The 26,047-nt window shown below is 68.0% G+C and carries 24 protein-coding genes; 10 read left to right on the plus strand and 14 right to left on the minus strand.

The window, feature by feature from the left end:
• Nucleotides 1–227: 227 nt before the first annotated feature.
• From C4V41_RS24705 to C4V41_RS24715, 3 genes are all read left to right on the plus strand, one after another.
• A complete protein-coding gene (locus tag C4V41_RS24705; RefSeq protein ID WP_200824196.1) occupies nt 228–1,520 on the plus strand; it encodes a Gfo/Idh/MocA family protein in 1,293 nt (430 codons plus the stop codon).
• Nucleotides 1,521–1,600: 80 nt separating this feature from the next.
• A complete protein-coding gene (locus C4V41_RS24710; RefSeq protein ID WP_103958283.1) occupies nt 1,601–2,176 on the plus strand; it encodes a DUF3307 domain-containing protein in 576 nt (191 codons plus the stop codon).
• Nucleotides 2,163–2,855 carry a Crp/Fnr family transcriptional regulator gene (locus tag C4V41_RS24715; RefSeq protein WP_103958284.1) on the plus strand — a complete coding sequence of 231 codons (693 nt, stop codon included), beginning with the start codon at nt 2,163–2,165 and terminating at the stop codon, nt 2,853–2,855. Before C4V41_RS24710 ends, C4V41_RS24715 begins: the two co-directional genes overlap by 14 nt.
• A 272-nt stretch (nt 2,856–3,127) precedes the next feature.
• On the opposite strand, the gene C4V41_RS24720 is transcribed toward C4V41_RS24715, so the two are convergent.
• A complete protein-coding gene (locus tag C4V41_RS24720; protein WP_200824197.1) occupies nt 3,128–3,637 on the minus strand; it encodes a winged helix-turn-helix transcriptional regulator in 510 nt (169 codons plus the stop codon).
• An 80-nt stretch (nt 3,638–3,717) separates the two neighbouring features.
• Between C4V41_RS24720 and C4V41_RS24725 the strand changes: the two genes are divergently transcribed.
• Nucleotides 3,718–4,152 (plus strand): tautomerase family protein, encoded by a 435-nt coding sequence (locus tag C4V41_RS24725; protein ID WP_103958285.1) that lies wholly within the window; start codon nt 3,718–3,720, stop codon nt 4,150–4,152.
• Between the two features lie 387 nt (nt 4,153–4,539).
• Here the strand turns inward: C4V41_RS24725 and C4V41_RS24730 are convergent, their stop codons facing one another.
• From C4V41_RS24730 to C4V41_RS24745, 4 genes are read right to left on the minus strand one after another with little or no spacing between them, the layout of a single operon-like run.
• Entirely contained in the window at nt 4,540–7,698 is a 3,159-nt protein-coding gene (locus C4V41_RS24730; protein WP_103958286.1) for an ATP-binding protein, read from the minus strand.
• Nucleotides 7,695–8,330: a hypothetical protein gene (locus C4V41_RS24735; RefSeq protein ID WP_103958287.1), complete on the minus strand. Its 636-nt coding sequence runs from the start codon at nt 8,328–8,330 to the stop codon at nt 7,695–7,697. The genes C4V41_RS24730 and C4V41_RS24735 overlap by 4 nt, the downstream gene beginning before the upstream one ends.
• A 2-nt stretch (nt 8,331–8,332) precedes the next feature.
• Complete coding sequence (locus C4V41_RS24740; RefSeq protein ID WP_103958288.1) at nt 8,333–9,430, minus strand: hypothetical protein; 1,098 nt, start codon at nt 9,428–9,430, stop codon at nt 8,333–8,335.
• 2 nt (nt 9,431–9,432) lie between these two features.
• The gene (locus C4V41_RS24745) at nt 9,433–9,942 is read right to left on the minus strand and encodes a DUF4365 domain-containing protein (RefSeq protein ID WP_103958289.1); all 510 of its coding nucleotides are present in this window, start codon (nt 9,940–9,942) and stop codon (nt 9,433–9,435) included.
• Nucleotides 9,943–10,842: 900 nt separating this feature from the next.
• Between C4V41_RS24745 and C4V41_RS24750 the strand changes: the two genes are divergently transcribed.
• Nucleotides 10,843–11,511 carry a PASTA domain-containing protein gene (locus C4V41_RS24750; protein WP_103958290.1) on the plus strand — a complete coding sequence of 223 codons (669 nt, stop codon included), beginning with the start codon at nt 10,843–10,845 and terminating at the stop codon, nt 11,509–11,511.
• A 411-nt stretch (nt 11,512–11,922) separates the two neighbouring features.
• On the plus strand, nt 11,923–12,702 hold the full coding sequence (locus C4V41_RS24755; RefSeq protein ID WP_103958291.1) for a hypothetical protein: 780 nt from the start codon (nt 11,923–11,925) through the stop codon (nt 12,700–12,702).
• A 66-nt stretch (nt 12,703–12,768) separates the two neighbouring features.
• Here the strand turns inward: C4V41_RS24755 and C4V41_RS24760 are convergent, their stop codons facing one another.
• The gene (locus C4V41_RS24760; RefSeq protein ID WP_103958292.1) at nt 12,769–13,224 is read right to left on the minus strand and encodes a DUF7737 domain-containing protein; all 456 of its coding nucleotides are present in this window, start codon (nt 13,222–13,224) and stop codon (nt 12,769–12,771) included.
• A 375-nt stretch (nt 13,225–13,599) separates the two neighbouring features.
• On the opposite strand from C4V41_RS24760, the gene C4V41_RS24765 reads away from it, so the two are divergent.
• Nucleotides 13,600–14,226 (plus strand): ClpP family protease, encoded by a 627-nt coding sequence (locus C4V41_RS24765; protein WP_103958293.1) that lies wholly within the window; start codon nt 13,600–13,602, stop codon nt 14,224–14,226.
• Nucleotides 14,223–14,813, plus strand: coding sequence for a ClpP family protease (locus tag C4V41_RS24770; RefSeq protein ID WP_103958294.1), 591 nt, complete (start codon nt 14,223–14,225; stop codon nt 14,811–14,813). Before C4V41_RS24765 ends, C4V41_RS24770 begins: the two co-directional genes overlap by 4 nt.
• A 27-nt stretch (nt 14,814–14,840) precedes the next feature.
• Here C4V41_RS24770 and C4V41_RS24775 read toward each other — a convergent pair whose 3' ends face one another.
• On the minus strand, nt 14,841–15,197 hold the full coding sequence (locus C4V41_RS24775) for a helix-turn-helix domain-containing protein (RefSeq protein WP_103958295.1): 357 nt from the start codon (nt 15,195–15,197) through the stop codon (nt 14,841–14,843).
• A gap of 380 nt (nt 15,198–15,577) precedes the next feature.
• Here C4V41_RS24775 and C4V41_RS24780 point away from each other — a divergent pair, with 380 nt between their 5' ends.
• A complete protein-coding gene (locus C4V41_RS24780) occupies nt 15,578–15,919 on the plus strand; it encodes a DoxX family protein (protein WP_103958296.1) in 342 nt (113 codons plus the stop codon).
• 137 nt (nt 15,920–16,056) lie between these two features.
• Here C4V41_RS24780 and C4V41_RS24785 read toward each other — a convergent pair whose 3' ends face one another.
• From C4V41_RS24785 to C4V41_RS24800, 3 genes are all read right to left on the minus strand, one after another.
• Nucleotides 16,057–17,259, minus strand: coding sequence for a hypothetical protein (locus C4V41_RS24785; RefSeq protein WP_103958297.1), 1,203 nt, complete (start codon nt 17,257–17,259; stop codon nt 16,057–16,059).
• 329 nt (nt 17,260–17,588) lie between these two features.
• Entirely contained in the window at nt 17,589–18,230 is a 642-nt protein-coding gene (locus C4V41_RS24795) for a LysE family translocator (RefSeq protein WP_103958298.1), read from the minus strand.
• A gap of 236 nt (nt 18,231–18,466) precedes the next feature.
• On the minus strand, nt 18,467–19,078 hold the full coding sequence (locus tag C4V41_RS24800; RefSeq protein ID WP_235030359.1) for a C40 family peptidase: 612 nt from the start codon (nt 19,076–19,078) through the stop codon (nt 18,467–18,469).
• Between the two features lie 493 nt (nt 19,079–19,571).
• Between C4V41_RS24800 and C4V41_RS65380 the strand changes: the two genes are divergently transcribed.
• Nucleotides 19,572–19,694 (plus strand): hypothetical protein, encoded by a 123-nt coding sequence (locus C4V41_RS65380; protein ID WP_268808645.1) that lies wholly within the window; start codon nt 19,572–19,574, stop codon nt 19,692–19,694.
• A gap of 22 nt (nt 19,695–19,716) precedes the next feature.
• Here the strand turns inward: C4V41_RS65380 and C4V41_RS24805 are convergent, their stop codons facing one another.
• From C4V41_RS24805 to C4V41_RS24820, 4 genes are all read right to left on the minus strand, one after another.
• Complete coding sequence (locus tag C4V41_RS24805; protein ID WP_146103771.1) at nt 19,717–22,677, minus strand: AfsR/SARP family transcriptional regulator; 2,961 nt, start codon at nt 22,675–22,677, stop codon at nt 19,717–19,719.
• Nucleotides 22,678–22,849: 172 nt separating this feature from the next.
• Entirely contained in the window at nt 22,850–24,088 is a 1,239-nt protein-coding gene (locus tag C4V41_RS24810; RefSeq protein ID WP_103958301.1) for an MFS transporter, read from the minus strand.
• A gap of 1 nt (nt 24,089) precedes the next feature.
• A complete protein-coding gene (locus C4V41_RS24815; protein ID WP_103958302.1) occupies nt 24,090–24,674 on the minus strand; it encodes a winged helix-turn-helix domain-containing protein in 585 nt (194 codons plus the stop codon).
• A gap of 88 nt (nt 24,675–24,762) precedes the next feature.
• Entirely contained in the window at nt 24,763–26,046 is a 1,284-nt protein-coding gene (locus C4V41_RS24820; RefSeq protein ID WP_103958303.1) for a Zn-dependent hydrolase, read from the minus strand.
• Between the last annotated feature and the right edge of the window lies 1 nt (nt 26,047).

The raw sequence follows: 26,047 nt of genomic DNA on the forward strand, positions 1-26,047 counted from the left end.
CTTGCCCTCTGGCGTAGGACGATCGATACTGCCCACTGTCGGGGGAAAAGCGCCATGCTCAATCACTGTCCACGTCCCAGGGAGTGATCGTTGTGGCCCCTCCGAATCATGGCATTCCCTCACGTCGCAATCTCCTCAAGTCCGGCATCGTCCTGGGTGCCGCCACAGGCATCGGTGGCACCCCCGCCGCCGCCTGGGAACCCCCTCCCGATCGGCGCGAGAGGAGCATGGTCGACGTACCGTTCGAAGGCTTCGAGAAGGTCAGGGTCGGGCTCATCGGCCTCGGCAACCGCGGCGGCAGCCAGGACGTGCGGTTCGGCGCCGTCGCCACGATCACCGCCGTGTGCGACATCCGGCCGGAACGGGTCAGCCGCACCATCACCCGCATCATGCAGCAGGGCTTCCAGGACGTCGAACCGGTCGGATATTCCGCGGGCGAGGAGGACTACCTCAATCTCGTACGCCGCGACGACATCGACCTGATCTACGTCGCCACCCCATGGGAGTGGCACTATCCCCAGGCCAAGACGGCCATGGAGCACGGCAAGCACGTCGCCGTCGAGCTGCCGATCTCCCCGTACCTGAACGAGATCTGGAACCTGGTCCGCACCTCCGAGCGGACCCGCAAGCACTGCCTGCTCCTGGAGAACGTCAACTACTTCCGGCCCGAGATGCAGATGTTCAACATGGTCCAGGCCGGGCTCTTCGGCGACGTGCAGCACGGCTCCGGCGGCTACGTGCACGATCTGCGCTGGCCGTACCTGTTCGGCGGCGCCTACTACCCCGAGCACTGGCGGCGGCGCTGGCAGACCCGGATGAACGCCCTGCACTATCCCATGCACGGCTTGGGGCCGGTGTCGGCGTCCATGGGCATCAACCGCGGCGACCGTTTCGACGAGCTGGTCGCCGTGGCGTCCGTGCCCAAGGCGCTGGCCCTGTTCCGGGAGGAGGATCCGCGGGTGGGGGCGGACCACTCGTCGTGGCAGGACAAGCCGTACATCTCGGGCGACCGGCACACCTGCTTCGTCACCACCGTCAATGGCCGGTTCATCCGGGTCGAGCACGATGTGAACTCCCCGCACCCGTACACCAGGGAGACCACGCTCACCGGGACCAGGGGGTCGGTCGAGCTCGACAACGCCCGGGTCTACCTCGAGTCGCTCGGCCACAACGACCACGCGTGGCGGACCGGCGGGGCGTACACCGAGATCCTGAAGCGGTACGACCACTGGCTGTGGCCCTTGCTGGAAAGGCTGGCCGACCAGTACGGCGGGCACGGCGGCGGCGACTTCGTCTCCATCTTCCGCCTCGTCCAGTTGATGCGGCTCGGGATGACCCCCGACATCGACGTCTACGACTCGGCGGCGTGGTGCTCGGTGATCCCGCTCAGCCACGAGTCGCTGAAGGCCGATGGGCTGCGCCCGGTCAAGGTGCCCGACTTCACCCGCGGCCGATGGAAGGACCCGCGGCCCACGTTCGACCGCCCGCAGCCGGAGGACCCGTCGCTCGCGGGCGGCTAGCGGTGCTTCTCATCACATGATGAGGTTTCCCGCTCCGGGGTGTGTTTGACTGCGGCGGATGGCGTTCGGAAGGAGCCACCATGCCTGCCACCATGCCCAGTGCCGCCACGGCCGCGATCGCCGCTGTCACGTTCGCGGCGCTCTACGCGGGACACCAGGTCGGCGACCATGTCGTGCAGAGTGACCGCGCCGCGATCGCGAAAGGGGTGCCGGACCGGGAGCGGCTGGCCGCGGGCGTGTCGCCATGGACCGGCTGGGGCGCCTGCCTGCGTCACGTGGCCGGATACACTGCCACGCAGGCGGCCGCTCTGGTGCTGGTCGGGCTGGTGGCGCCGCTGGAGTTGACCGGCATGGTGATCGCGCTCATCGTTTCGGCCAGTACGCACGCCGTGATCGATCGCCGCTGGATCGTACGGCGGCTGATCCGGCTCAAGGGATGCCATGACTGGCGGGAGGGGCCCTATCTGATCGACCAGTCCCTGCACGTCGGCGCGATGCTGGTGGCCGCGGTGCTGGGCGTGGCGGTCCCCGGCGCCGTGGGTGTCGTCACGGTGGCGATCGCCGCCGCCGCGCTGGTGGGCGCCGCCCTGATGACGGAGCGCCGGCTTGGCCACGGCCTCTCTATGAGCACGGTGACACCCGATGACACCCGATGACCGGCGGTGGCCTGCGGGCACCTTCCTGCACGCACTCGCCGAGGACGATCGCCGCCATCTGCTGCGTCTCGGCACCCGGCGCGGGTTCGCGCCCGGTACGACCCTGATCGACGAGGGATCCACGTCGACGGAGGCGTACGTCCTGCTCAGCGGCTACGTCAAGGTGCTCGGCAACACCCTGGACGGCCGGGCGGTGCTGCTGTCCATCCGCGGCCAGGGCGAGGTGGTCGGCGAACTGGCCGCGCTGGACCGCAAGCGGAGATCGGCCACCGTCCTGGCCCTGACCACGGTGGCCGCCCAGGTCATCACGCGGGAGGCGTTCCTCGGCTACCTCCGCGACCATCCGGCGGCGGCGGGGATGCTGCAGACCGCGACGCTGGAAGAGTTTCGGCGGGTGACCCGCTACCGGTTGCTCGTCAACGGCGCCCCGATCGGGGTACGCCTGGCGCTGATGCTGGGTCACCTCCTCGACCACTACGGCCGGCGGTGCGCTGAGGGCATGCGCATCGACGTACCCCTCAGCCAGCCGGAACTGGCCTCGCTGATCGGGGCCTCTGAGCCGAGCCTGCACCGGGAACTGACCGCACTCCGCGTACGGAAGATCATCGGCACCAGGTATCGGCGGCTCGTCGTCCACGACCCGGACGCCCTCCGGGCACTGACCGGATCATCGCCCTGACCCGCTCCACAACGTCAGAGCACGCCGCTACCGTCTTGGGTGCGCTTGAAGACCGGCCTCCACCCCTGCTACTGGACACGCTCGGCGACCGTGACACGACGGCGAACTGGCCGCCACCCCGATCGGCGCCACCGAGGCGGTGCTTGGTCCTTCCGGTGGGACCGACGTAGGGCGGCGGGGCTCCTGGAGGCCGGCGCCGGTCGGTCGTCCCCGCCAGGGGCGGAGGGCCGAGCGGCGCCTCGTCGCCATCTCCTCGAAGAGCTCATGGCCGGCTACGACTCCTCGGGCGCGATGCCGCCGCGCCGGGCCAGCACCCGGGTCCCCGGCCCGGAGGCGGCGCCCGGACCGGGCAGCGCCGTCACATTGGCGGCGGTCACCGGCTTCGCGCACGCCGAGCAGCAGACCTGCGGCGTGAACTCCGCGCCACACTCGTGGTGCACCAGGCGCACCGGCGGACCACCCACCGGTGTCACCCATTTGTCGCCCCAGGCCATCAGCGCCATCAGCACCGGCACGAGATCGCGGCCGGCCTCGGTGAGGTGGTACTCGTGCCGCGGCGGCCGCTCCTGGTACGCCCGGCGCTCCACGATGCCGTCGGCGACCAGCGACTCAAGCCGGCGGACGAGCAGGTTGCGAGAGATGCCGAGGTTCTCCGCGATGTCGTCGAACCGGTGCAGGCCGAGGTGGATGTCCCGCACGATCAGCGGCGTCCACCACTCTCCGACGCGTTCCAGGGACTGCCCGATCGAGCAGTGCATCTCCGCGAAGCTGGTCCGTTGCATGGCTCCAGTGTAGAGGGTTGCTTCATTGAACTCACTGCCGTACGTTCGGAACAGGAAGAGTTCAATGAAAGGACTGACTGATGCCGTTCGTGGAGTTGTTCGTCCCCAAGGGCTCGCTCGACCAGGAACACCGCGAGAAGATCGGTGGCCGGCTGGTGTCGGAGGTGATGATCGCCGAGGGCGCCCCGGACAACGAGGCGGCCAGGTCCATCTCGTGGCTGGTGGTGAACGAGATCGACGCCTGGTTCGTGGGCGGCCGGCGACTGCCCGCCGGGGAGAAGCCGAAATACGTGGTGCGCGTCGGGGTTCCGGCCGGCTCGATGGACGATGACAAACGCCGTGACATCGTCCGGCGCGTCACGCGGGTGCTCGCGGACGCCGACGCGGACCCGGGACGCTTCACCCAGGCCACGGCCGCGTGGGTGCACATCAGCGAGATTCCGGAGGGCAACTGGGGAGCGGGCGGGGAGATCGTACGCATCGAGGACATCGCGGCCATGGTGATCAACGGCTGAGCCCTCGGCTGGGGCCGTGCCGTGGATCCGGCGATGGTGACACCGCGCAGGGTTGGTGCACGCGAACACGCGCGGGACACGACTGACAACCCATTCGATCACTGCATCGTGCCCCTCGCTCCAGAGCACGCGGACACTGCGTGATCGCCATCGCGTGCTCCGACACCGAACGATCCCTCAGGTGGCTTCGTAAGCAGGCTTTCCCGACCTGTCCCGAAAATGCCTCCGGCCTCGGCGATACTCCTCTCATGGCACCAGGCAGGTACAGGTCGAGAGAGCTGACAAGCAGGATGATCTACTCGAAGAACCTAGTCGGCAGTCGCAGCCTTCACGAAGCACGCTCGTCCGGCAAACCGATTGCCGATCGTCACGCGATCGAGTGCGACATCAACGGGATGCCCGCTCGATGATCTCCTGTTCGGTGAGTGGATCGGCGGGATGATGGCTCAGGCACTGTCGTGCCCGGATGAGCACCTCGGATATGCCTTCGCTCGCCGCATAAAACTGCCCGGTCTCCAGCCGTCCAACTCGGTCGGCGCGGCCTCCGCGGGCTCGCGCCAGCCCCTTGACCACCTCGATCTGCGTGGGACTGTTGATTCTCCCGATGAACTGCGTAGTGGCGTTCCCCGCGATGTGGTTGTGCAGCCCGCGCGGTGTCTGGGTTGCGAAAACAAGGCCGAGGCCGTACTTACGCGCCTGTGAGGCCAGTGTCAGCGTGCTGGCCAGCGCTTCGGTCTTGGGTGTTGCCGGTACGAGCGCCTGCGCCTCGTCCATCACGTATAGGCCATTGAGGGAACGGCCGCGGGCCGGATTCCGCTTGATCCAGGAGAAGAGGGCCATCTGAAGCTGGCTGACGAATCCGGGTCTCGCCTCATCGCTGAGACCGATGAAGCTGATGACGGAGACACGCGCCCGCTTGCCCGTGGATGGACTGAGCAACTGCTCGGGGTTCGCCGGCTCACCACGGCCCGCGAAAAGCGGGTCGTTGATCGTCGCGGCGGTGAGGAGCTGTCCCAGCTCGTCGGCGATCTGATCCGCGCGGTCGATCTGACTGACTTCCAGCGGCAAAGCGGCAAGCAGGCCGAGAAACGCGGCGAAGTCGCCGCCGCCCGAACGGGCGAAGTAATCGAGCGCCTGGCGGAGGATGGCTTTTCCCTTGCGCGCTTTGGCACTTGCCCCATCCACGTTAGCCCGAGGAGCGAGCGCTTCGACGGCCAGGCCGAGTGCGGAGTCCAGCTCGTCACGGTCATCGAGCACAGGCGCGAAATCGGGAAGCGGCTGGAAGGACAGCGGGCGCCCACGAGAACGTCCCGGAGTCCAGATCACGACCTCGGTTTCGGCGAAGTAGCGAGCCGCCTTGTCGGCGTCCTCGTCGCTCCAGCCAGGAGGCGGGCTGGGCCAGGGATCGCCCAGCCGGGCGAGGTCGTTGTTAGAGTCGAGCACAATCGACGACACCCCGTGCAGCGCGCACTCCTCGATGAGCCGCCGCAGGAACACGGTCTTCCCGGAGCCGGAGCCGGCGAACACGGCCGTGTGGCGGGTGAGAGTGCTCAGCTTCAGTTCGAGATCGGTGCCGGTGTCCAGGCGCCCGCCGACCGGGATGACCGCGGTACGGCCGCCTGCGGATTCCGGGAGGTCACTTACCGGCCGTTCGGATCCTGCGGTCGATGGCTGACGCGGCGGCGATGGATCGCTGAGCGTCAGCGTGCCGAGCAAGCTGGTGAACAACTCGGTGCCACTGGCCGGGCGGCGAGCACGCAGCCAGTTCTCGAAATCCGGGTCCTCATCGGCTGCCATTTGGCGCAACGCCTCGAAGACACGTAGGTCGTCACCCCGGACGGTTAGTGATTGCCCGCCCCACTCCTTGAGCTGTGTCAGGCGAGCTTGCGTGGCCGGCCCATCCGACCAGGCGAGATTGCGTAGCACGACGAAACAGCGGTCGGGCGTCTCTGGGCCCAGGCCGGACGCTGTGATGCCGTCATTGAGCCGTTTCAGTGCCGCGATGTGGTGCGGCGCGCCGATCATCCGGAACGTCCAGTGCCGCTGTTCCTCGGAATCGGGATCCAGTGCCTGCCGCAGCCTCGCGTGCAGACTGGGACGGCGGCCCGGCGGCGGATCGACGGAGAAGGCTTCGCCCGCTTTGTCCTGCTCCTTGATCCAGACGTCGAGACCCGCAGCGAGCAAGGGAGGCGCGAGTTCGTCTTCCTGTTCCGCATCGAACGCACTCGATGCGTCAGCCCGCCGGCGCAATTCCGCGAAGCGCGCATCAAGCCGGGCCAGGTTCGCCTCCGGCAGGGTAGGAGGGATATCGACGAGAGGTATCACGGCGGGAACTGATTCTTCTCGATCGAAACGTTCCAGCGAACGTACGTCGCCTTCCGCTCGGCATGTCGCAACGTGTGTGCTGATGAGCCGTAGCAGTGTCCTGGGTGTGTGACCAGGTGCTGTGGCGAACGCGGTAGGGGCGATGGGCCATGCAGGGCTGGGCGCGGCGAAATCCGCGTGTGCGAACGCCACGGCGAACCTTCGCTCGACCAAGACGCGGGCGATGTCCGCGCTCGCGATCGTGGTGAGGATCAGGGCTGGCCGGAACCTGTCCTGTGCCGTTCCGATGGCCCGATTCTTGATCAGATTCCACGACGAGGGCAGGCAAGCCACCAAACAGAGCGTTCTCTGAGTAGAGTGCACCAAGGCCATGAGACCGCTCGCGATCTCGTCGATCACATCTTTCCGCGGTTCGGAATCGGGCGGCAGCGCGGCCGAGTCGGAGGCGGTGGCCAAGCGGGAGTGCTCGAGGAGTGCATCGATCTGATCTACCGCGATGACGCTTGGGCCGGTCAGCGCGAGGATCATCGACAGCTCGACCGCGATGTCGTGCGGCTTCTTGGCTCCTCGGCTCATTCCCCAGGCTTTGCGATCGCCCTCCTCGGCTTCCTCGGTCGACATCAGGTGATCGTGGGCGACGTCGAGGGCCGGGCCCGAGGCGGCGGCATAGAGAGCGAGCGCCCGGATGGTGTCGCGGCACCGCAGCAACTGCCGGTTCCTGGCAACCAGACCATTCACCAGAGCATCGAGGTCGCTGCGGGTGATGCCCCCTTCACTCTCGATCGCTGCCCTGATCTGGTCATCGGCTCCCGCGAGGGTGGCCAGGGCGAGGAGGGCCACCATCGCCTGGCTCGGAGTGTCCGGGCCTGCGACCGAACGGCCCAGGTCCTCAACCATGGCACTCGTGGTCCGATGCCAGAAGTCGTCTCCCGCGCTGAAATCCACGAGAAAGAAGTAGCCGCCGGCCTGCGCGATCTTGCTCCTTACCCAGCCGAGGAGGTGGGTCTTGCCGGCGCCTCCTTCACCCTGGATCACGACGCCGAGCGGGCTGGTCCGGGATGCGACGGACGCCTCGTCGATGCCGTCGAGGATCAGTTGCTCCGCCCGTGGATGCATGCCGTCGACGTGGAAGGGAGGCGGGTTCCAGGCGTGCTCGGCCGTTGTCGCCCAGTTGAGGACTCTGGAGATGGCGCGTAGTGCCTGTTCCTCGTTCTCATTCATCGCGCCTCGATCGCCAGCAGGTGCTTCCTCACACCGCCTATGAGGACGGCCGCGTGCCTGTCCTCATCGGTCAGGATCTTCTGGTCCGCTTCCGGTACAAGATGAACGTCCGGCAACTGTTCCAGTTGTCGCAGCGCCTCGTCCACCTCCTCGCGGGGAGCGTCTTCCAGCTGTGCTCTCAGATCTGTCAAGAGCACCCAGTCCTGCGGTTCACGAGCCAGATGCCAGTAGGCGTCGCGGATCGCCTTGGTCAGATCGCCCGAGACCGCGGTCTCGCCTTCGCGGGCTTTGACGACGAACTCGGCCAGGCTCAGGTCAGCCGCGTCGAGGTATCCCTTGATCACGCGCAGGACACCGTACAGGGTGCGGCCGAGCGATCCTCCCCGGTCCGGAGCCGAGCCTTCCAACTCTGTCACGCACCAGGCCCAGCCCTCCTCGGTGAGCGTGTGGTGATAGGACCTGCCCAGCTTCTCGCTCGTCACGAGAGCACGCTTGTTCACACGACGGCGCGGCTCACCGTCGAGTGCGTCACCTACGTGGGCTCGAAGCTCCGGGTTGGACGCCGTCCCGCCGAGCGTCATCAGGCCCAGGAGCAAGGCCCGCTCCCGGGTTCCGAAGGCGGTGTTCTCCATGGTCAGCTCTCCTCGGATCGATCGTCCACAACTTTGCTGAAGCTGGTCGCTATGAGTTCACGACGGCCGTTGACGTCCATGAGCGTGCCGGCAGCACGCACGAGGTATCGGTTTCGATGCGCGTCGACGGCTGCGTCATAAGCCGCCTCGTCGGGCAGGCGCACCCATATGGAGCCGCGCGGCTCGCCATCACCGATCGACACCTGGCCACGTACGTGAACGCGGAACCGGTCCTCGCCCCCGTTGTCGAAGAGCGTGCCGATGAGTCCGGTAACTGAAGCGCCTTCGCGGTGGAGACGCCGAAGCCTATGGGCGACGCGACGCAGCAACGTTCCGCTCTCAGCCTCGAAGACCACTGTCTGCGCGGGTATCTCGGAGGGCAATGCGCGGGCCCAGCGGAAACCGACCTCGAAACGGGTTCCGGGGTCGGGGCCGGCGAATCGGGCGAGTGCGACGCACAAGTCGGCCGACACACCGTCCCGGACCATGCCATCGAAGACGCTGATGTCGCCGGTTCTGTGTACCTCCGCGCTGGCTTCGCGCAGGAGCAGCGTGGCGCGTTGGAGCAGGGCTAAGGTGCGACGCGCCAACGGAGGGACGCCGGGATCTTCCTCTTGTAACGGGACGCGTACGGTGAGGAGGTCTGCGGACGGCACGATTGGCCCGATCCATACGCGCGCGAGCAGATCACGCACTTCCTTGGGTGCTGTGCCATCGAACACCGGCCGAGGCCCGCTCAGAGCGGCACGCGCCGCCGCGCTCAAGGCGGCTTGCGCGCTGTTGAGAGCTGTGACCGCATCGGCCAACCCGAACTGCCCATTCATGGGGGCGATGGGTGCGCGGTACCACTGGACATCGGCCATGGGCGAGCTGATGTCGGACGCAATGTCCTCAGCAGAGCGACCCTCCACCCGCGCCAGCAGCGAAAAGATCTCTCTGAGCCGCCGCGGCCCATCGGCCAGATCGTCCGCCCCAGGCACCAGGATCTCGTGATCACCGTCATGCACCCAGACAGCCGCACCTCTCCAGCCCTCTGGCTGGCGAACCCACCCGGTAGCGGCCAGATAGCTGCTGACGTCCGAAACCGACACACTCCTCATCATCACGCGAGTGACCCCGTAGGTGCCCCGACGAGCTCGCGTAACGCACGAACCGTGAGAACGTTCCCCAACGGTACGTGGATAGGGACATGCCGTTTGGTACTCGGTGAGGCGATGGGTTGCTCCCCCTCGAACCCGCGGTAGTAGCAGAGCCGGCTCAACGTCAGCCCCTCGGTCTCCACGCGCGCATAACGGTCGCTTTCCGAGGGGACCACGACGAGGAACAAGTAGCGCGGGACGAGAAACGGACCGGCGACGAGCTTGTTGTACTGCACCTCGTTCAGTCCGCGAAACTGCAGGTCCGGGCCCTTACACAGCGGCGCCGACCACGACTTGACCTGTACCTCGATGGCGGGCGAGGAAATATATCCCGTTCTTCCTGGGTATCGAAAGCCCAGGTCGATGCCGTCATAGTCGAGATCGTCCTGATAGACGAGAAGGCCCGCAGCCGAAGCAAGCACCCTCACGTAATCTTCAGCGAACTTGCCTTGATGGTTCTGCTGGTCCAGCACGCAGTCTCCCTCACCACCGGCCGCCCGATCCGCACGCTAGAGAGTATCTTTCACGCAGCCAAGAGGGAGGGACATTTCGCTTTGGCGACGTATGAGACACGTCTTCGTCCGGCCTTTTACGGTCGCCCTGAATATGCGAATTCGTTCGGTGCCGGACCGCAGTGACATGTCATTACCTGAAGCCAGGCGTACCCTCCTGCAACCGCACTCGCTGCGGCGACATCCACCGCGGGCATCGCCACCTCGATGTTGACGGCCGACGGCTCTCGCCCGAGCCCGGCAGCGCGGAAGGAGGATCGTCATCCTGCGCCACGTCTCCGCGTACGCACCTCCGGGCGACCTTGGCCAGCAGGGCAAACGACCGGGCGCGGCTCGACGCGCGTTCGGCCTATCAGCAGCTGGAGCTGCGGGGCCACCACCATCGGCGATGGTCCGATCCGCGACAGCAGCGGGACAACCTCCCGATCCGGCAGGTCAGAATGACCGCCCTCGGGGCGCCGGTAGGTCCAGCAGCGTCGATCAGCCACGTGCCCACCCATCCGGAGTTGGCTGCGCAGATCCGCCAGGTAGTTGACGGGCCCGGGCTTCTGGTGCGAGGACAGGATCGCCGTCGACCGTCCCGCGTCCGGCCGTCCTCACCTGGATCACTCAGCAGCTTGCCGAGGAGGTCTTGTGAGAAATGAGCATTGTGTAAACCCATGCGCGCCTCAGTGCGTCGAATGACGCATATCGCTTCAGCGGACCTTTGTGATGTCCCGCTTAGGTGAGGCCCGCAAAATATGAAGGCGACTCGACTGGCGCAAGGAGGGGGATTGCCGTTGTCAGCCGTTACTCGGGTGATGGAAGTGTTACGTTGGCACGTCCAGGGGATCGTTCCGCCCCAGCTCGTGAGCACCCTACATGGCAGGTAACTCGAAAGGCGCCGGCTGTCTGACGCTCTTCGCGATCTTGGCTGTCGCGGGCGGTTGTATGCAGTTGTTCGGCTACGAAAGCGACTCCGAGAAAGCCGCCGCTGCGGCCGAGACCGCACGGGAGGCCGGCCTGCCCGATCTGGTGGGCAAAACCCTCACCGAGGCCCAGAACCTCGCCCAGTCGATGGATATCAGCCTGGACGATCAGGGCATCGGCGTCGTCAACTCCTGCGATGACAAGACCGATTGCCTCATCTTCCGGATGTCTCCCAAGCCCGGCACCGTGATGGACGCACACGGCGAGCTGTCGGTGGCATGGACGACCGGCGAAGAGCGGGCCTGGTACGACAAGCACCGGAAGATGCCGAAAGTGGTGGGCTGGTCGGAGGAGAAGGCGGAACGCTTCTTCGAACCCATCGAGGCGGCCGTCACCGATAGCACCTCACGGGAGAGCAAGAATGTGCCCGCCGGGAAGCACCTGGTGATAAGCCAGTCTCCGAAGGCTGGGAAGCCACTGAAGCTCGGCCAGAAAATCAAACTCGTGATCGGCTACAACTACGAGCCGTCCACCAGCAACAGCACCGGCAGCACGGATATCGACGTACACGTCGGCAACGGGGGCGAGTCGCGATTCTGTAGCCGCCGCTGGTGGTGCTAGCGGCGTTCGTCGACCCAGGCCCCGTAGCTTGGTTGGCAGACCTTCGCTTTTGGGCATCCGGGAGGTTCTCCTCGAAGCCGCGGATGGCGACGGTACCTGGACTTCTGCCCTGTCCACTCGGAAACTGGGTTTCGTGCCGCAGGCTGAGGCCTTGCTGTCCAAGGACATCGAACCGCGTGGTCGGCCACGATGGACCATGCTGATCGGCTCCGGCTTACAGCCTTGTCCGGCGCCCCACCCTCCCGACCGCCTACCGCGAAACCTTCTGATAGACCTCCTCACTGAAAGTTTCCCTGGCCGCAGCCCCTCTACCAGCGCCGTTATCGGCGGCTGTCGCCGCGCACCCTCCCCTGGACGTCGGATGGCGTACCTTACTCCCGCTCGTCCACATCCGCGTCCAAGGGAGTCGTCGTGCGTACATGGCCGGCCCGCGCCGTTGTGTTCTTCCTGTTGGTGCCGCTGACGGCGGCCCCCTCCACCTCGGCTCAGGCGGACGCGCGTACGTGTGCGAAGGCGAACCTGCTGTTCTGCGAGGACTTCCAGGCCATGCCCGTCGGCGGCGCCGGCAGTCTGCGCTGGGGAATCGACACCAAGCACGGCACGCTCACCGTCGAGCGCGGCGGGCGGCGGGGACAGAAGGTGCTGCGTGTGCACACCGAGGGCAACGGCCGCGCGTTTCTGAAGGTGGACGACTTCGCCGCGCCGGGCAACAGCTTCTACGGGCGCGTACGGTTACGGGCCGGCGCGTTCCCGACCGCTCCTGACTGGGCGCACTACACGCTGGTCGAGGCGACCGGCGACGGGCCCGAGATCGTCCGCCCGCTCGGCGGCCAGTACGCCCCGCCGCCCCACGGGGGAGCCGCGTACTGGGGCGTCGGCGCGGACGGCGGCCCCACCGGGGACTGGACGAACTGGCGGCCCACCGCGCCCTCCGTCGCCGGGACCTGGACATGCGTGGAATGGCACATGGATGCCGCCGACAACCGGATCTCGTTGTGGTTCGACGGGGTGGCCAAGCCAGAGCTCACCGTGTCGACCCGGGAGCACGGCGGCAACCCGGTGGACTTCGTCTTTCCGCGGTTCGACACGATCAAGCTGGGCTGGCAGCTCTACCAGGCGAACCCGACCCCCGCCGGCTACGACGTGTGGATCGACGACATCGCGCTGAGCAGCCAGAGAGTGGGCTGCTGACCGTATACGGATCCGACGGTGGCGAATGCTCCCAGCGCAGAGCCGTATGTGGCACGACGACCCCCGTCAAGGAGCACATCCTGCGACGAGCTGGCGGGTGATGCTGGGATCACTGATTTCGGTGTCGTCCGCCGGCAGGAACGCCTTCGACAAGATGACCGACAACATTCCACCGTCCTCCTCGAACGGCAGGAACACCGATGAGGTGGAGCGGCCGGGACGATGCGGCTCCATCAGGATGTTGCCCGACCCCAGATGGATCCGATAGGTACGCCTTTGCCCCCGTACGCGCAGGAACCGGTCGGTCAGCTCCACCCGGTCGGCGATCTTCAGCCGAAGCAGTAGCCGGGCCAGGGCGTCACGCCGCATGCGAGCGGTCTCACTCAGTTCGCCGAACCCGTACGACTGCCAGTAGCCGTCGTGCCCGGCCGCCGTGCCCCAGTCGTCCTGCTGAGGGTCGGAGGCGACCCGCATGCCCCAGCTCGCCTGCCGGCCGGCGAGCGTCTTGACGGCCGCCCCCACGTCGCCGCCGCACTCGTAGTCCCAGTGACCGATCGACAGCCCTCTCCAGCAGCGCCTTGGCCTGCCCGTAGCGCACGAAGTGACCCTTGAAACGGCCGGAGTGGGTACGGGTGCGCTCCTCGGCCGGGGTGAGCACTCTTGAGGGAGAGAACGCCCAGCGGGGATCACATTCGAGTCCAAGCGATCAGCGCTCGTGATCGGGCGAAATCCAGCCTCCGCGGCGCGGCATCCCACAAGGTCCCTGACGGCATCCGATTCCGGCCGCCACCGGCACGCACCAAGTTGTCCCTACTCAGGAGTTCGCTCTGCTCAGAGCAGATCTGCCCCAGGCAGATCGTGTCGATTCCGGTCCGGCGCGCCTCACATGATGGACGCATGAGCGAAGAATCGAAACTTCCACTGTTCGACCCGCGGGCGAGGCGCGAACTCTACGAACGGCGCGTTCTCGTTCTCGACGGCCCTCTCGATGACGACAATGGGACGATGCTGGCCACGCAACTGATGGCGCTCGCCACGCAGGACGCGTCGGCCGATATCGCCTTGTGGATTCACTCCCCCGGCGGCTCGGTGCCCTCGATGCTGGCGATCCGCGACATCATTCGGCTTATTCCCTGTGACGTATCGACCCTCGTGCTGGGCATCGCCTACAGCGCCGGGCAATTCCTGCTGTCATCGGGGGCCCGAGGAAAGCGCCGCGCCCTGCCGCACTCACGCGTCCTGATGCACCAGGGCTCGGCGGGCATCGGTGGCACCGCAGTCGACATCGAACTGCAGGCCGGCGACCTTCGGCACACTCGCGACACAGTGCTCGGTCTTATCTCCGAGGACACGGGCCAGCCCGTCGAGCGCATTTTTGAGGATTCTCTGCACGATCGCTGGTACACGGCGCAAGAGGCCCTGGACTACGGCTTCATCGATGCGATCGTGCAGAACTTCGACGAAATCGCACCACAAAATCGGCCAAGGCCTGGATTCAGCGTCACCGAAGGAGTCGGCCAGTGAGCACGTATACGATCCCGAACGTCATCGCCCAGAATCCTCGTGGCGAGCGGATCATGGATGTCTACTCACACTTGCTCACCGAGCGAATCATCTATCTGGGCACCGCGATCGACGCGGGCGTCGCGAACGCTCTCATCGCGCAGTTGATTTTTCTGGAGTCGGACAACCCCGACGCCGAAATACAGTTCTATATCAACTGCGAAGGCGGAGATCCGAGCGCCATGCTCGCGATATACGACACCATGCGCCATATCCGCCCGCGGGTTTCGACAACCTGTGTGGGACAGGCCGTCGCGGTGGGAGCCGTCCTTCTCGCCGCGGGTGCCGATGGAAAACGCGCCGCTCTCCCCCACGCACGAGTGATCCTGCACCAACCGGCCGCTTCGGGGCGCGGAACGATCCCTGATCTCATCTTGCAGGCCGACGAGGTCGTACGTGTCCGGGCGGACATCGAGCGCATCCTGTCACGGCACACCGGCCAGACGATCGAGACCCTGCGCGCCGACACCGATCACGATCGTGTGTTCACCGCTACCGCAGCCTTGGAGTATGGGCTCCTCGATCAGATCATCGAGGAGCATTCATAGGCCCGCGGACAACCCCGCCAAGCCGCACTATGCGGCCAGAGCATAGGCCGCCGAGCAGGTAGCGCCTCTCGACGCGCTGTGCTGGGCAGACCGCAAGCTCTCGGCAACGGCAAGGGTCAGATCGACCAGGGTCACATCCAGCGCGCCGGCCACCGCGGCGATCATTTCGCTCGACGGCTCTTTGACGCCTCGTTCCATCTCGGAGAGATATTGCGGCGAGACGCCGGCGCGACCTGCCGTCTCGCTCAACTTCTCGCCCCGCTCATGGCGAAGACCTCTCAGGCACTCACCGAGTACGTGCCGCCACAGCGGCTCGCGAGCCGGAGACGGCTTGGGGGCGGTCCGATCGATCGCTGGACGTAGCGGCAGGATGGAGGAGGCCATGCCTCACCATAGGTAGACGGCGCGTTCAAATTCTGCTCCCTTCGCGCAGAGCAGAACCGTCTTTCTGCCTCCTCCCCTCAGCCTCAGGGCGAATTCACACGCTCACCGGGTGGTCGCCGCGATCACTCGATCACTCGGTGAGGCCGGTGACCGGCCACATGAGCCGCTGAGCCCTTCTGGGCACCTGGCCGCGTCCGCCGAAAGATCGTCGAAGCCTGTCTGGCCGCCACGCAACGCGCCCGGTTCACCGGACTCGCCTGCTCGACACCGCCGGGTTCCTCGCCTGTGACGCACGTCACATTCTTGGGCGGTCACATCACCGCGCGACGCCGGGTCAAGGCAGTGACAGACTCACTGATCACGCCGCACAGGAGCCCCACATGCTTCACGTCATCGTCACCGTTCTCGCCGCCGCCTGGGTGGCCTTCTCCGCCTACGCCATCCTCACTCGCGCCGCGTGGGTCGTCGAGCCGCTGACCTCGTACGGTGTCCCGAGCTCCTGGTGGCCCTGGCTCGGCGCCGCCAAGGCCGCGGGGGCGGCGGGCCTGCTGGCCGGCCTGCTCGTGCCCGTGATCGGCATCCTGGCCGGAATCGGCCTGGTCCTGTACTTCACCGGGGCCGTCATCACCGTGCTTCGCGCACGCTCCTACGCGACCGTCGCCTACCCGATGCTCTACCTCGTACCGGTCATCGCCGCCCTCGCCCTGGGAGCCTCCGCCTGACAGCACGACCGGTGGGTCGATGCCGCCCAGCACGGAGCCGGACACGTGGCCCTGCGGGTCGTCGATCTTGTCCGTACGACCGAACGCTGCGGCACCAACGCTGTTGTGCCCGCCCCACCTGTGCGGAGGCCGGAGGGTCAGCGTTTGGCCGCCAGACTGTGGATCGGGTGCTCGCCCTCGGTCTGCAGCCGGTATTCGTGGCCGGACTTGGCCCGGTTGTCGTTGATGATCTGCTCGGAGGGTGCCGGTTCGCCGCCCATCAACGCTTCCTGCATCTTCTCGAAGCGTTCGTGGGCCTCCTGCACGTACCCGGTGCCCAGGGTGGTGTAGTCGATCTGGGTGGCGATCAGCTCGCGCAGGTATGCCTTGTTCGGCTCGAAGGTGACAGGCACGGGCAGCTCGGGCGCGCAGACCTGCTCGGGGTCGCGGCCGTCGTGCTTCTTGAACAGCTCGGCGGCCAGCCGCAGGTGCTCCAGCTCCATGTTGAGGTGCAGCTCCCAGATGTTCTTCACCTTGGGGTCCGACTCGGTCTCCATGAACGAGTGGTACAGGTAGCACTCGTTGTACTCGTGGTTGAGCAGCATCTCCCACCAGCTCTCCCCCGGGTCGACGAGGGATTCGTAGTGGGTGACGTGCTCCTCCTCGATGAGGCCGATCTCCTGGTAGAGCCGGCGCGCGATCGGCTCCATGGAGGTGGGGCCGACGTTCATGTAGAAGTTCATGGTCTGCTGCTCGGCCGCCATGATCGTCAGGGCGTGCAGCTTGGAGATGGGCGCGGCGGCGCTCTTGTCGTACGGCTCGCGCACGTTGTCGACGGGGTCGCGATGATGCAGGTACGTCGGACGCCCGGGCATGACCTCGGTGAGGCCGTCGACGATCTTCTCCGCCTTGCGGTGCTCGATCATCTCGTACAGGTTGGCGTACCGGTAGAGGTGGTCGAAGTCCTCCAGCACGCCGAACTGGTAGGCCTGCTTGAGGTAGGAGTCCGGCTCCATGCGGGCCACCCAGGCGGTCAGGTCCACGGCGACCTGCTCGTACGCGATCGTCGTCTCCAGCACCGACGACACGCCGGGCAGCAGCCAGTTGACCACCTTCTGCTGCTGCGCCTCGATGTACCGTACCCGCGCGAGCTGCTGTTTGAGCTCCAGGTCCGGGCAGTGACGGGCGAGCTGGTGGCTGAACATGATCGCCTCCACCTCGATCCCGTTCATCGCGATGATCCGGCACCGCGTGTACGGGTCCGCGTGGTCGGGATCGATCGGGGTGACGTTCAGCTCGCGCCAGTTGCGCAGCTGCTTGTCCAGGGGGATGCCCCGCTCCCGCAATGGGTTGAAGGTCATGTGCCTGCGCTCCTCGTTGATGGAGATATGTGCCGGCGTTGCGACCGCCCGCCAGCCCTACCCGAGGCTTCCCGGTCCAATCTCCGGGCTCGTCATCGCCTCTTGTGACGCGCGTATCCGAAGGAGGACCTGACGGACGAGACGGACGCCATCGACCTGCTACCGGCCCAGCACACGCTGATCAGGGACCTGTTCGACGAGGTCGAGCAGGCACCCCCCGACCGGCGCGGCGAGGCGTTCACCCGGCAGCTCGCCGACGGCATCCGGCTCACACGGCTACGGACGCGACCAGACCAGCACGGACGGGGTCACGCCAAACCTCTGCCCATTCAGGGCTTGCTCGTCAGAGCGAGGCGGACGGCGAGACCGATCAGCAGGGTTCCCGACACGTATTCCACATTGCGGCGTACGGCGGGCCGCCTCAAGAAGCGCTCGGCCTTGCCCACCAATCGAACGATGCCCAAATACCAGGCCAGGTCGATGAGGGCCGAAGCCACCGCCAGGAGCAGCAGCATCGGCAGCGCCGGAGCCCCCTCCGGCACGAACTGCGGCAGGAAGGACAGCGCGAACACGCCGGCCTTCGGATTGGCCAGATTGGTCAACAGCCCCGACCGATAGCACTTCCACCATGAGGGCGCGGCGGGCGACGACACGGCCGGATCATCGAATGGACCACTCCGGGCGCTGCGCCACGCTTGCCACAGCATCCTTGCGCCGAACCAGACCAGCACGATCGCGCCGACGATCCGCATGATGTCGAAAGCGATCTCGGAGACCAGCAGCAGCGCCGACAAGCCGAAGGCGGCCGCCAGGCACCACACCAGCCAGCCGGTCTCGTTGCCCAGCACGGTCGCCACGCCCGCCGACCGGCCCGCGCGGATGGACTGCCGCAGGATCACCACGGTGGTGGGCCCGGGAATCATGGACACCAGCAGAGAAGCGACCGCGAACGCGATCATGGCGCTCAGCATCGGTCTCCTCACCTCCTCAGAACGAGCCCAAGGACCAGAAGTACCATTAGACGCCCTTCCGCCAGCCGCGCCTCGTCCAAGCTCGCGCCGACCTCATCATCCTCTGGCACGCATGGTCTGCGGGTCGCGCAGCGATGAGGGCGCGCCGGCGGAAATCACGGCGCCACCGGCCGACCGATCGGTTCATGCGCCCGTCAGCGGCACGAACGCTGCCGAGACCCCAGCGCCCCCTGCCCTCACTCAGACACCTTGCCGTCCATCTGGGTGACCCGCACGAACCCCACCACGTCGGTACGGCCGCCATAGGACGCCTCGCGGACGACATCGCCCTTGGCCGGCGCGTGAATCATCTGACCCGGCCCGGTGACCAGCCCGACATGGCCGGGACCGCGCTTTTGCATCCGCATGAACACGAGATCGCCCGGCCGTTCCTCTCCGGCCGCGACGCGTTCCCCGGCCCGCCACTGCTCGTAGGTGACGCGGGGAATGTCGACCCCGGCCGCGGCGAAGGCCTTCTGCATCAGCCCGCTGCAGTCGAAGGACATGGGTCCCTCCTCGCCCCACCCGTACGGCTTGCCCAGTTGTTCGCGGGCGTAGTCGATCGTTCCCGCGGCGAGTCCGGAGGTCTCCTTCCCGGCGATCCAGTCATCGGTGAGCTCCTCCTCGTCCTCCATCTCGACGCCGTCCAGCAGGCTCTGATCATCGTCCATCAGGAAGCCGAACAGCGTCTCATCGCCATTGCCCGTGAGGCTGGCCACGGCCGTACCGCCCAGGGCGAGCGTGGCGACGACCGCCACGGCAGCCGCGGCCGCTGCGGGGGCTGGACGCAGCCGGCGCAAATTCTTCATGGTCGCTCCGTATCGAGGGGTTCGCCGCCATCCCGTGGCGGCGAAGGTGAATGGGTACCGTGCCACCCGCATTGCTACGGCCCCTCGTAATGACCAACCAGCCCTCCTTGCTGACCACTGACCAGCCCACGTTGACCATCCGCCGTCCACACCGATGACCACGCAGCGGGCCGAGCCGGGGGTTGACCGCTGATCAACACCCGGACCTGGCTGGTCATCAGCCAATGGCCACAAATGATGAGCCGACGTCTCTCGGAACGCTTGGGGCTACCGCCAAAGCCAGGGGTAGGTCCAGCCCGCAGGAGATGAGGGTGGTGCGGGAACGCTGGGACGAACCTCCAGCGCCTTCACCGCCCGACACCTCGTGTGACGGTCACCGGCATCACCGAGCGGGCCCAGGTGGAACGGGCAACGTTCTTTCGTTACGTCGGCCTATGTCGAACGTCTGACCGCCGACGCGGCCGGCTACACCCGGCTGCGGGCGCGCAACGTCATGAAGCAGCCCCGGTACGCCGAACTGCCGGCGGACCGGGAAACGGCCACCCTGACCGCGGAGATCGAACCGCCGGCCTCGATCTGTTCCGGCGTCCCCCTCCGGATCGCCGCGGTGATGTGACGGCGTTACGAGCGTGCGGCCGTCAAGCGCCTTCGGCGGAGGGAGGCGAGAGGTGGGTGCGGACGCGGGCCAGCACGGTGAGGGCGCGCTTCTGCCACACCGCGTCCCCGGTCTGGGACAGCAGCGACAGCGCCTGCTGCACCGAGTTGTGCGCCTCGTCGATGCGGTCGGTGTCACAGAACAGCTCCGCCAGGACGACACGGCACCGCCCGGACAGGGTCCGCTCTCCGCATCGCCGGCCGAGGCCGTGAGCCTGCTCGACCGTGCCGACGGCCTGGTCGAGCAGGCCCTCCCGGTGCTGGACGATTCCGATGCCGAGGAGGGCCGCGGCTTCGGCGAGCTGGTTGCGGCCCAGCCTGGCCTCCTCCAGCGCCAGCGAGAAGTGCATCTCCGCGCGTTCCAGGTCGTCGTCGTTCAGGTACAGGTCGCCCTGCCGCTGCCGGATGTGGATCTCGACGGGCCGGCAGCCGGCCTCCCAGACCAGCCGCAGGGCGTTCTCCAGCAGCTTCTCGGCGCGGTTGCGGTCGCCGCGGTCGATCATGATCCCGGCCAGCCGGCACAGGACGTCGGCCTCGGTGACCGGGTCGCCGAGGTCGCGGAGCAGGTCGATCGACTCCTCGTACCGGCTGATCGCCTGGTCGGTGTGTCCGCGTAAGTGGTCCAGGGCGCCCAGGTGGCGCAGGCCCAGGGCGCGGCCGTGGGCCTCGCCGACCTCGGTGAACACCCGCATCGCGAGGCCGAGATGGGCGCTCGCCTCGTCGAGGCGTTGTTGTTCGAGGGCCAGGACGCCCAGCGAGTACAGCATCGCCGCCTCGCCGCGTCGGTTGTTCTGCGCGCGGCAGGCCACCAGCGCCGCCTCGTGGGTGGAGCGCCAGTCGTCCCAGGCGCACCGCGCTTCGAGGAACGGCACCACGGTCAGGGACAGGTCCCAGCCGGTCTCCGCGTATCCGTGGGCGGCCGCCTGCCGGGCCGCGGTGACGATCGCGGCGTGTTCCTGGTCGAACCACTCGACCGGTTCGGCCAGCAGCTGGTCCACCAGGTCGTCGGACAGGGTCCAGCGCGGGGTCCGGCCGTGAATGCGCGCGAGGTCGCCGCCGTGCTCGCGCCGATGCGCCTGCTCGGCCAGGGTCAGCCAAGCGGCGAGGGCGCGGTCGAGGGCGGCGTGCTGCTCGTCCTCCGGTTCGGCGGCCAGCAGCTCGCGGGCGTAGAGCAGCACCAGCTCCGGCATGGCGTAGCGGGCGAAGACGCCATGCCCGCGGACCACGTCGATCAGGTGGGCGTCGACCAGGATCTCCAGATCGTGGCCATGGTGCGCCTCGCCGAGCAGCGGTGCGGCGATCCAGACCGGGAAGTCCTGGACGGTGAGCACGCTCAGCAGCCGGAACAGGCGGCGGGTGGGCGCGGGCAGCCGTTCGTACGTCGAGGCCAGGCTGTCCCGCACGCTGAGCGTGCCGTAGCTGAGCTCGTCGAGCCAGCGCTCCCCGGCCGAGAGCAGGTCGACCAGCTGGGCCACCGACCAGTGCGGCCGTCCGGCCAGCCGGGCGGCCGCGATGCGCAGGGCCAGCGGCAGCCGCCCGCACAGGGTGACCAGCTCCAGCGCGGCGGCCGGCTCGGCGAGGACGCGTGCCTGGCCCACCACGTTCATCAGCAGGTCGATGGCGTCCTGGGGGCTCAGTGGGTCCACTTCGACGACGTCGGCGCCGGGGATGCCGGCCAGCCGCCACCGGCTGGTGATGATCAGGCCGCAGGAGCTGGAGCCGGGCAGCAGCGCGGCCACCTGGGCGTCGTCGGCCGCGTCGTCGAGCATGATGAGGATGCGGCGGTCGGCGATGCGGCTGCGGAACAGGGCCGCGCGCTCCTCCAGCGACTCGGGGAGCAGGTAGCCGGGCACGCCCAGCATGGCGAGCATGCGCTCCAGCGCGCGGTCGGCGGTGATCGGCATGCCCTTCTCGCTCAGCGACAGGTAGAGCTGGCCGTCGGGGAAGGCGTCGTAGAGCTGGTGGGCGATGTGCACGCCCAGCGCCGTCTTGCCGACGCCGGGTGGCCCGGTGAGCACGGCGACGGGCGGGGTGTGCGGCCGTTCGCCGTGCGGCACGACGGCGGCGAGCTTGGCGTGCAGACGGCTGACGTACGTCTGGCGTCCGACGTAGTGGGGGCTGTCGGTCGGCAGCGTCCGGGGCGCGACGTAGGGCGCCGACACGGTGCTGAAGGCGGCCGGCGGGGCGGGCGGGGAGACCGGCGGCGCGGGCGGCGGCGGGATGCTCGCCGCGGCGCCGTCGGTGAGGATGATCCGTTCCGCGGTGCGCAGCTCCTGACCGGGTTCCAGTCCGAGCTCGTCGATCAGCCGGCCGCGGACCACCTGGAACTGCGACAGCGCCTCGGCCTGCCGGCCGGAACGGTAGAGCGCGATCATGAGCAGGCTCCAGAGCCGCTCGCGCAGCGGGTGGCTCTCCGCCTCAGCGGTCAGCTCGTGCAGCACCTGATGGTGTTTGCCGAGTTCCAGTTCGAGCTCGAAGCGCTGCTCCAGGACGTCCAGGCGGCGCTCGGCCAGCCGGGCCGCGGCGGCCTCGATCAGCTCGCCCTCGACGCCGGCCAGGGGATCGCCCTGCCACAGGGCCAGGGCGCGGCGCAGCACGTCGGCGGCGGCCTCGGGGTCGGAGCGTGCCCGGGCCGCGGCGGCTTCCCGCACGAGCCGGTCGAAGACGTGCAGGTCGACGCTGTCGGCGGGCGCGAGGAGCTGGTAGCCGGGCGCCTTGGTGAGGATCCGCACGGGCAGCGCCGTCCGCCTCAGCAGCCGCCGCAGGCCGGATATGCAGGTGTAGATCTGGCTGCGGACGGTCGAGGGAGGGGCGTCGGACCAGACCGCTTCGATGAGGCGGTCGACCGACACCACGCGGTTGACGTCGAGCAGCAGCATCGCGAGCACGGCGCGGTGCCGGGGGGCGGTTATTTCAACTGGTGTTCCGTCGGTGGTGATCTGCACTGGGCCGAAAATCCTGAAGTGCACGCCGCCGCCCCATCCGTCGATATATCTCGATCCCCTATCGATGAGATATCACACGGAGGGGAAATTCGCGCATGACAAAATGAACGGCGCGCGACACATCCGTATTATCGGCGATCTCGCCAACTGATTAATTACGGTCCACAAATCATCACTTCCGCAGAATTTCGGACGGCGACCTGGCGGCCGGGCGCAGCGCGAAGTAGGCCACCGCGCCGGAGGCCAGGTACAACACGGCCTGCACGTTGAGGACGAGCACCACGTCGAGCACGTCGCCGAGCAGGCCGGCGGCCACCATGCCCAGTCCTTGCGACGCGTTGTAGACCACGTAGAACGCGCCGAAAGCCCGGCCCAGATCGCCGGCCGGAACACTTTGCTGGATCTGCGCGAACGCGCCGCTGTTGTACGCGATTCCGGGCACGCCGACCAGAATGAACAGCACAATGTAAAGCTCGACCTGTTGCGATAACGCCGGGGCGTTCCAGATGGTCAGGCTGAGCAGGCCGAACGAGGCGGCGCCCAGGCTCATCAGCAGCCGGGGGCTCAGGCGCGCGCCGAGCAGGCCGACGACGAGCCCGCCCGCCACGCCGCCGATCGCCTGGACACCGCGCAGCACGCCGGTGAGCGTGCCGTCGTCGTGCAGCGCGCGGCTGACGAACACGACGAAGAGCACCACGAACAGGCCCTGCGCGACGCCACCGAGTGCCACGCTCTGGAACGTCACCCGGACGCTGCGGTTTCGCAACATCGCCACCAGGCCGGCTCGCCAGTCCGCGAAGAACGAGGTGGGCTCGGCGTCGGGGGCGGGTTCCGGCGCTTCGTGGTGTGCCGTGCGGCGGGCGGCCACGATCAGGGCGGCGGCCGCCACGAAGGCCACGGCGGCGCCGATCGCCAGGTATCGGGTGCCTTCCCTGGTGATGGCGAAGCCGCCCAGCGAGCTGCCGATCAGGCGTCCGGCGCTGGTGTTGAGCGCGACCATGCTGTTGGCGCGCACCAGGTGCGCGGCCTCGACCAGGTTCGGCAGGGCCGCGTTGCGGGCCGAGTCGAACGTCTGGGTCAGCACCGCCTGGGCGCCGGCGACCACGCAGATGATCCATAGGTGGTCGCCGGGCTCGCGCACCAGCGGCAGCACCACCACCGCCTGGAGCAGCGCGACGACGCTCATCAGCCGGAACCGGTCGAAGCGGTCGGCGAGCGCCCCGGCGAACGTCCCCAGGGTGATGCCGCACAGCAGCTCGACGAGGAACACGGCGGAGGTGATGAACGCCGAGCCCGTGATGCCGAAGACGTAGATCGGTAACCCGGTGATCAGCAGCCAGCTCGCCACGCTCGACGCGAGCCCGGCGATCCAGACGAGGACGAATCCTCGGTGACGCAGCAGCATCAACATGTCAGATGAATTCCGGTGTGGGGTAAGCCTGCAGGCTCAGGCTGACCGGCCGGGCCTCCCCCGGCGCCCCGTCGCGCACCGGGCGCAGGTACGGCCGGATGACGGCGTCCAGCGTCAGCGTGAGGTGCCGCAGCTCCTCGGGGGTCAGGGAGAGGGTGTAGTTGTGGAATGTCGCACTCTCCTGCCACTGGTCGGGCAGCTTGTGCTGCTGTTGCTGGTAGTGCTGGAGCGAGCGGAACACCTCGTCCAGTTCAAGCGAGGTCAGCGCGTCGGTGACCTGCCGCCCCTGCTCGTCGCCGGGCTCGGAGAGGAACTCCAGGCCGGTGGCGGCGGCGTGCCACGGCCGGTCGCGCCGGTTGGCGCCCTGTGCGGGCGCGCGTTCGATCAGCCCGTGGCGGGCGAGCTGGTGCAGGTGGTAGCTGCAGTTGGAGCCGGTGTCGTCGAGCGCCTCGGCGCACTGCGCGGCCGTCCGCGGGCCGGCCGCCAGCAGGTAGCGCAGCAGGCGCAGCCGTAGGGGGTGGGCGAGTGCGCGCAGCTTGGTGGGGTCCTGTACGCGTACGCGCCGTTCCGGCGTGGTCGGCTCCATGGGCGCTCCTCAGCGAAAGACTTCCTCAACGAAAGACTTCTTTCGCCGCTACCCGCCTAAGACGCGTTTACGCAAGAGTTCTTGCGAATCATGCGATCGCGCCCAGCCGGCACAGCTCCCACGCGGCCCGCAACAGCACGTCACCGCCCGCCACCAGCTCCCGGTCGCCGGTGTGCTCCTCGGGCGCATGACTGACCCCGCCGGCGCTGGGCACGAAGATCATGCCGATCGGCGCCGCCGAGGCCATGATCTGCGCGTCGTGACCGGCTCCGCTGGCCACCGTCCGGTTCGGCAGGCCGAGCTCCGAGCCGGCCCGCGCGATCACCCGCCGCAGGCCCGCGTCGGTGGCCACCGGCGTCGCGCGCATCACCGGGGCCAGCTCGATCGTCGTGCCGGTCAGGGTGGCGATCCTGTCCACGGCGGCACGCAGCGCGACCTCGGCGGCGCCCAGGCGGGCCGGGTCGGTGTCGCGGAGCTCGGCCGTCAACCGGACCTGACCGGCGATCACGTTCGGCACGTTCGGCTCGGGGTTCAGCGCGCCCACCGTCGCGACCCGGCACGCGCCGGAGCGGGCGAGCTCCTCGACGGCGAGCACGACCCGCGCGGCGGTGGCCATGGCGTCGCGGCGCATGTCCATGGGCGTCGTCCCGGCGTGGCCCTGCCGGCCGCGCACCCGCGCCTCGAACAGGGTGCGCCCGACGATGCTCGTCACCACCCCGATCGGGACGCCGGCGCGCTCCAGGACCGGGCCCTGCTCGATGTGCAGCTCCAGGAAGGCGCCGATCGAGCCGTCGGGCCAGGCGGCGTCGGCGATCCGGTCCAGATCGCCGCCGGCCTCGCGCAGCGGCCCGGCGATCGGGACGTCGTCGCGGTCCACCGCCCGCCGGGGGTCGCGCAGCTCGCCGGTCAGGGCCATCGAGCCCCAGAACGCCTGCGGGAAGCGGGCGCCCTCCTCGTTGGTGAAGGCCACCATGACCGGCTCCCAGCTCAGCGGCTCGTCCCGGCCGGCCAGGACCCGCAGCGCCTCCAGCGCCGCGACCACCCCGTACGCGCCGTCGAGCCGCCCGCCGTGCACCACGCTGTCGAGGTGCGAGCCCATCAGCAACGCCGGGCCCGCGGTGCGCCGGCGGCGGCGTACCACCAGGTTTCCCGCCGGATCGACGGCGGCCGCCAGCCCCGCCGCCTCGGCTCGGCCGATGAGGTGCCGGCGCGCGTCCGCGTCGGCGCGGCCGAAGCCGGGACGGGACACCCCGCCCCGGTCGTCGGCGCCGAAGCGGGCCAGCTCCGCGAGGTCGCGCAACAGGCGCGGGCCGTCGACGCGCGGGCCGTCCGTCACGACCCGTGTGCGCGACTTGGTTGCCGAAGAGCTCATC

Origin of the sequence: Nonomuraea solani, assembly GCF_900108335.1 — a bacterium.
In the GTDB taxonomy this organism is placed as follows: Bacteria; Actinomycetota; Actinomycetes; order Streptosporangiales; family Streptosporangiaceae; genus Nonomuraea; species Nonomuraea solani.

What these genes read in the sequence shown, in the direction of transcription:
- C4V41_RS24715 (WP_103958284.1), top strand. Translation starts at nt 2,163, where the DNA reads ATGACACCCGATGACCGGCGGTGGCCTGCGGGCACCTTCCTGCACGCA.
- C4V41_RS24815 (WP_103958302.1), bottom strand. Translation starts at nt 24,674, where the DNA reads ATGGAGCCGACCACGCCGGAACGGCGCGTACGCGTACAGGACCCCACC.
- C4V41_RS24785 (WP_103958297.1), bottom strand. Translation starts at nt 17,259, where the DNA reads ATGACCTTCAACCCATTGCGGGAGCGGGGCATCCCCCTGGACAAGCAG.
- C4V41_RS24725 (WP_103958285.1), top strand. Translation starts at nt 3,718, where the DNA reads ATGCCGTTCGTGGAGTTGTTCGTCCCCAAGGGCTCGCTCGACCAGGAA.
- C4V41_RS24775 (WP_103958295.1), bottom strand. Translation starts at nt 15,197, where the DNA reads ATGGCCTCCTCCATCCTGCCGCTACGTCCAGCGATCGATCGGACCGCC.
- C4V41_RS24720 (WP_200824197.1), bottom strand. Translation starts at nt 3,637, where the DNA reads ATGCAACGGACCAGCTTCGCGGAGATGCACTGCTCGATCGGGCAGTCC.
- C4V41_RS65380 (WP_268808645.1), top strand. Translation starts at nt 19,572, where the DNA reads ATGAAGCAGCCCCGGTACGCCGAACTGCCGGCGGACCGGGAAACGGCC.
- C4V41_RS24780 (WP_103958296.1), top strand. Translation starts at nt 15,578, where the DNA reads ATGCTTCACGTCATCGTCACCGTTCTCGCCGCCGCCTGGGTGGCCTTC.
- C4V41_RS24750 (WP_103958290.1), top strand. Translation starts at nt 10,843, where the DNA reads ATGGCAGGTAACTCGAAAGGCGCCGGCTGTCTGACGCTCTTCGCGATC.
- C4V41_RS24810 (WP_103958301.1), bottom strand. Translation starts at nt 24,088, where the DNA reads ATGTTGATGCTGCTGCGTCACCGAGGATTCGTCCTCGTCTGGATCGCC.
- C4V41_RS24740 (WP_103958288.1), bottom strand. Translation starts at nt 9,430, where the DNA reads ATGAGGAGTGTGTCGGTTTCGGACGTCAGCAGCTATCTGGCCGCTACC.
- C4V41_RS24795 (WP_103958298.1), bottom strand. Translation starts at nt 18,230, where the DNA reads ATGCTGAGCGCCATGATCGCGTTCGCGGTCGCTTCTCTGCTGGTGTCC.
- C4V41_RS24765 (WP_103958293.1), top strand. Translation starts at nt 13,600, where the DNA reads ATGAGCGAAGAATCGAAACTTCCACTGTTCGACCCGCGGGCGAGGCGC.
- C4V41_RS24710 (WP_103958283.1), top strand. Translation starts at nt 1,601, where the DNA reads ATGCCTGCCACCATGCCCAGTGCCGCCACGGCCGCGATCGCCGCTGTC.
- C4V41_RS24800 (WP_235030359.1), bottom strand. Translation starts at nt 19,078, where the DNA reads ATGAAGAATTTGCGCCGGCTGCGTCCAGCCCCCGCAGCGGCCGCGGCT.
- C4V41_RS24735 (WP_103958287.1), bottom strand. Translation starts at nt 8,330, where the DNA reads ATGGAGAACACCGCCTTCGGAACCCGGGAGCGGGCCTTGCTCCTGGGC.
- C4V41_RS24820 (WP_103958303.1), bottom strand. Translation starts at nt 26,046, where the DNA reads ATGAGCTCTTCGGCAACCAAGTCGCGCACACGGGTCGTGACGGACGGC.
- C4V41_RS24730 (WP_103958286.1), bottom strand. Translation starts at nt 7,698, where the DNA reads ATGAATGAGAACGAGGAACAGGCACTACGCGCCATCTCCAGAGTCCTC.
- C4V41_RS24705 (WP_200824196.1), top strand. Translation starts at nt 228, where the DNA reads ATGGTCGACGTACCGTTCGAAGGCTTCGAGAAGGTCAGGGTCGGGCTC.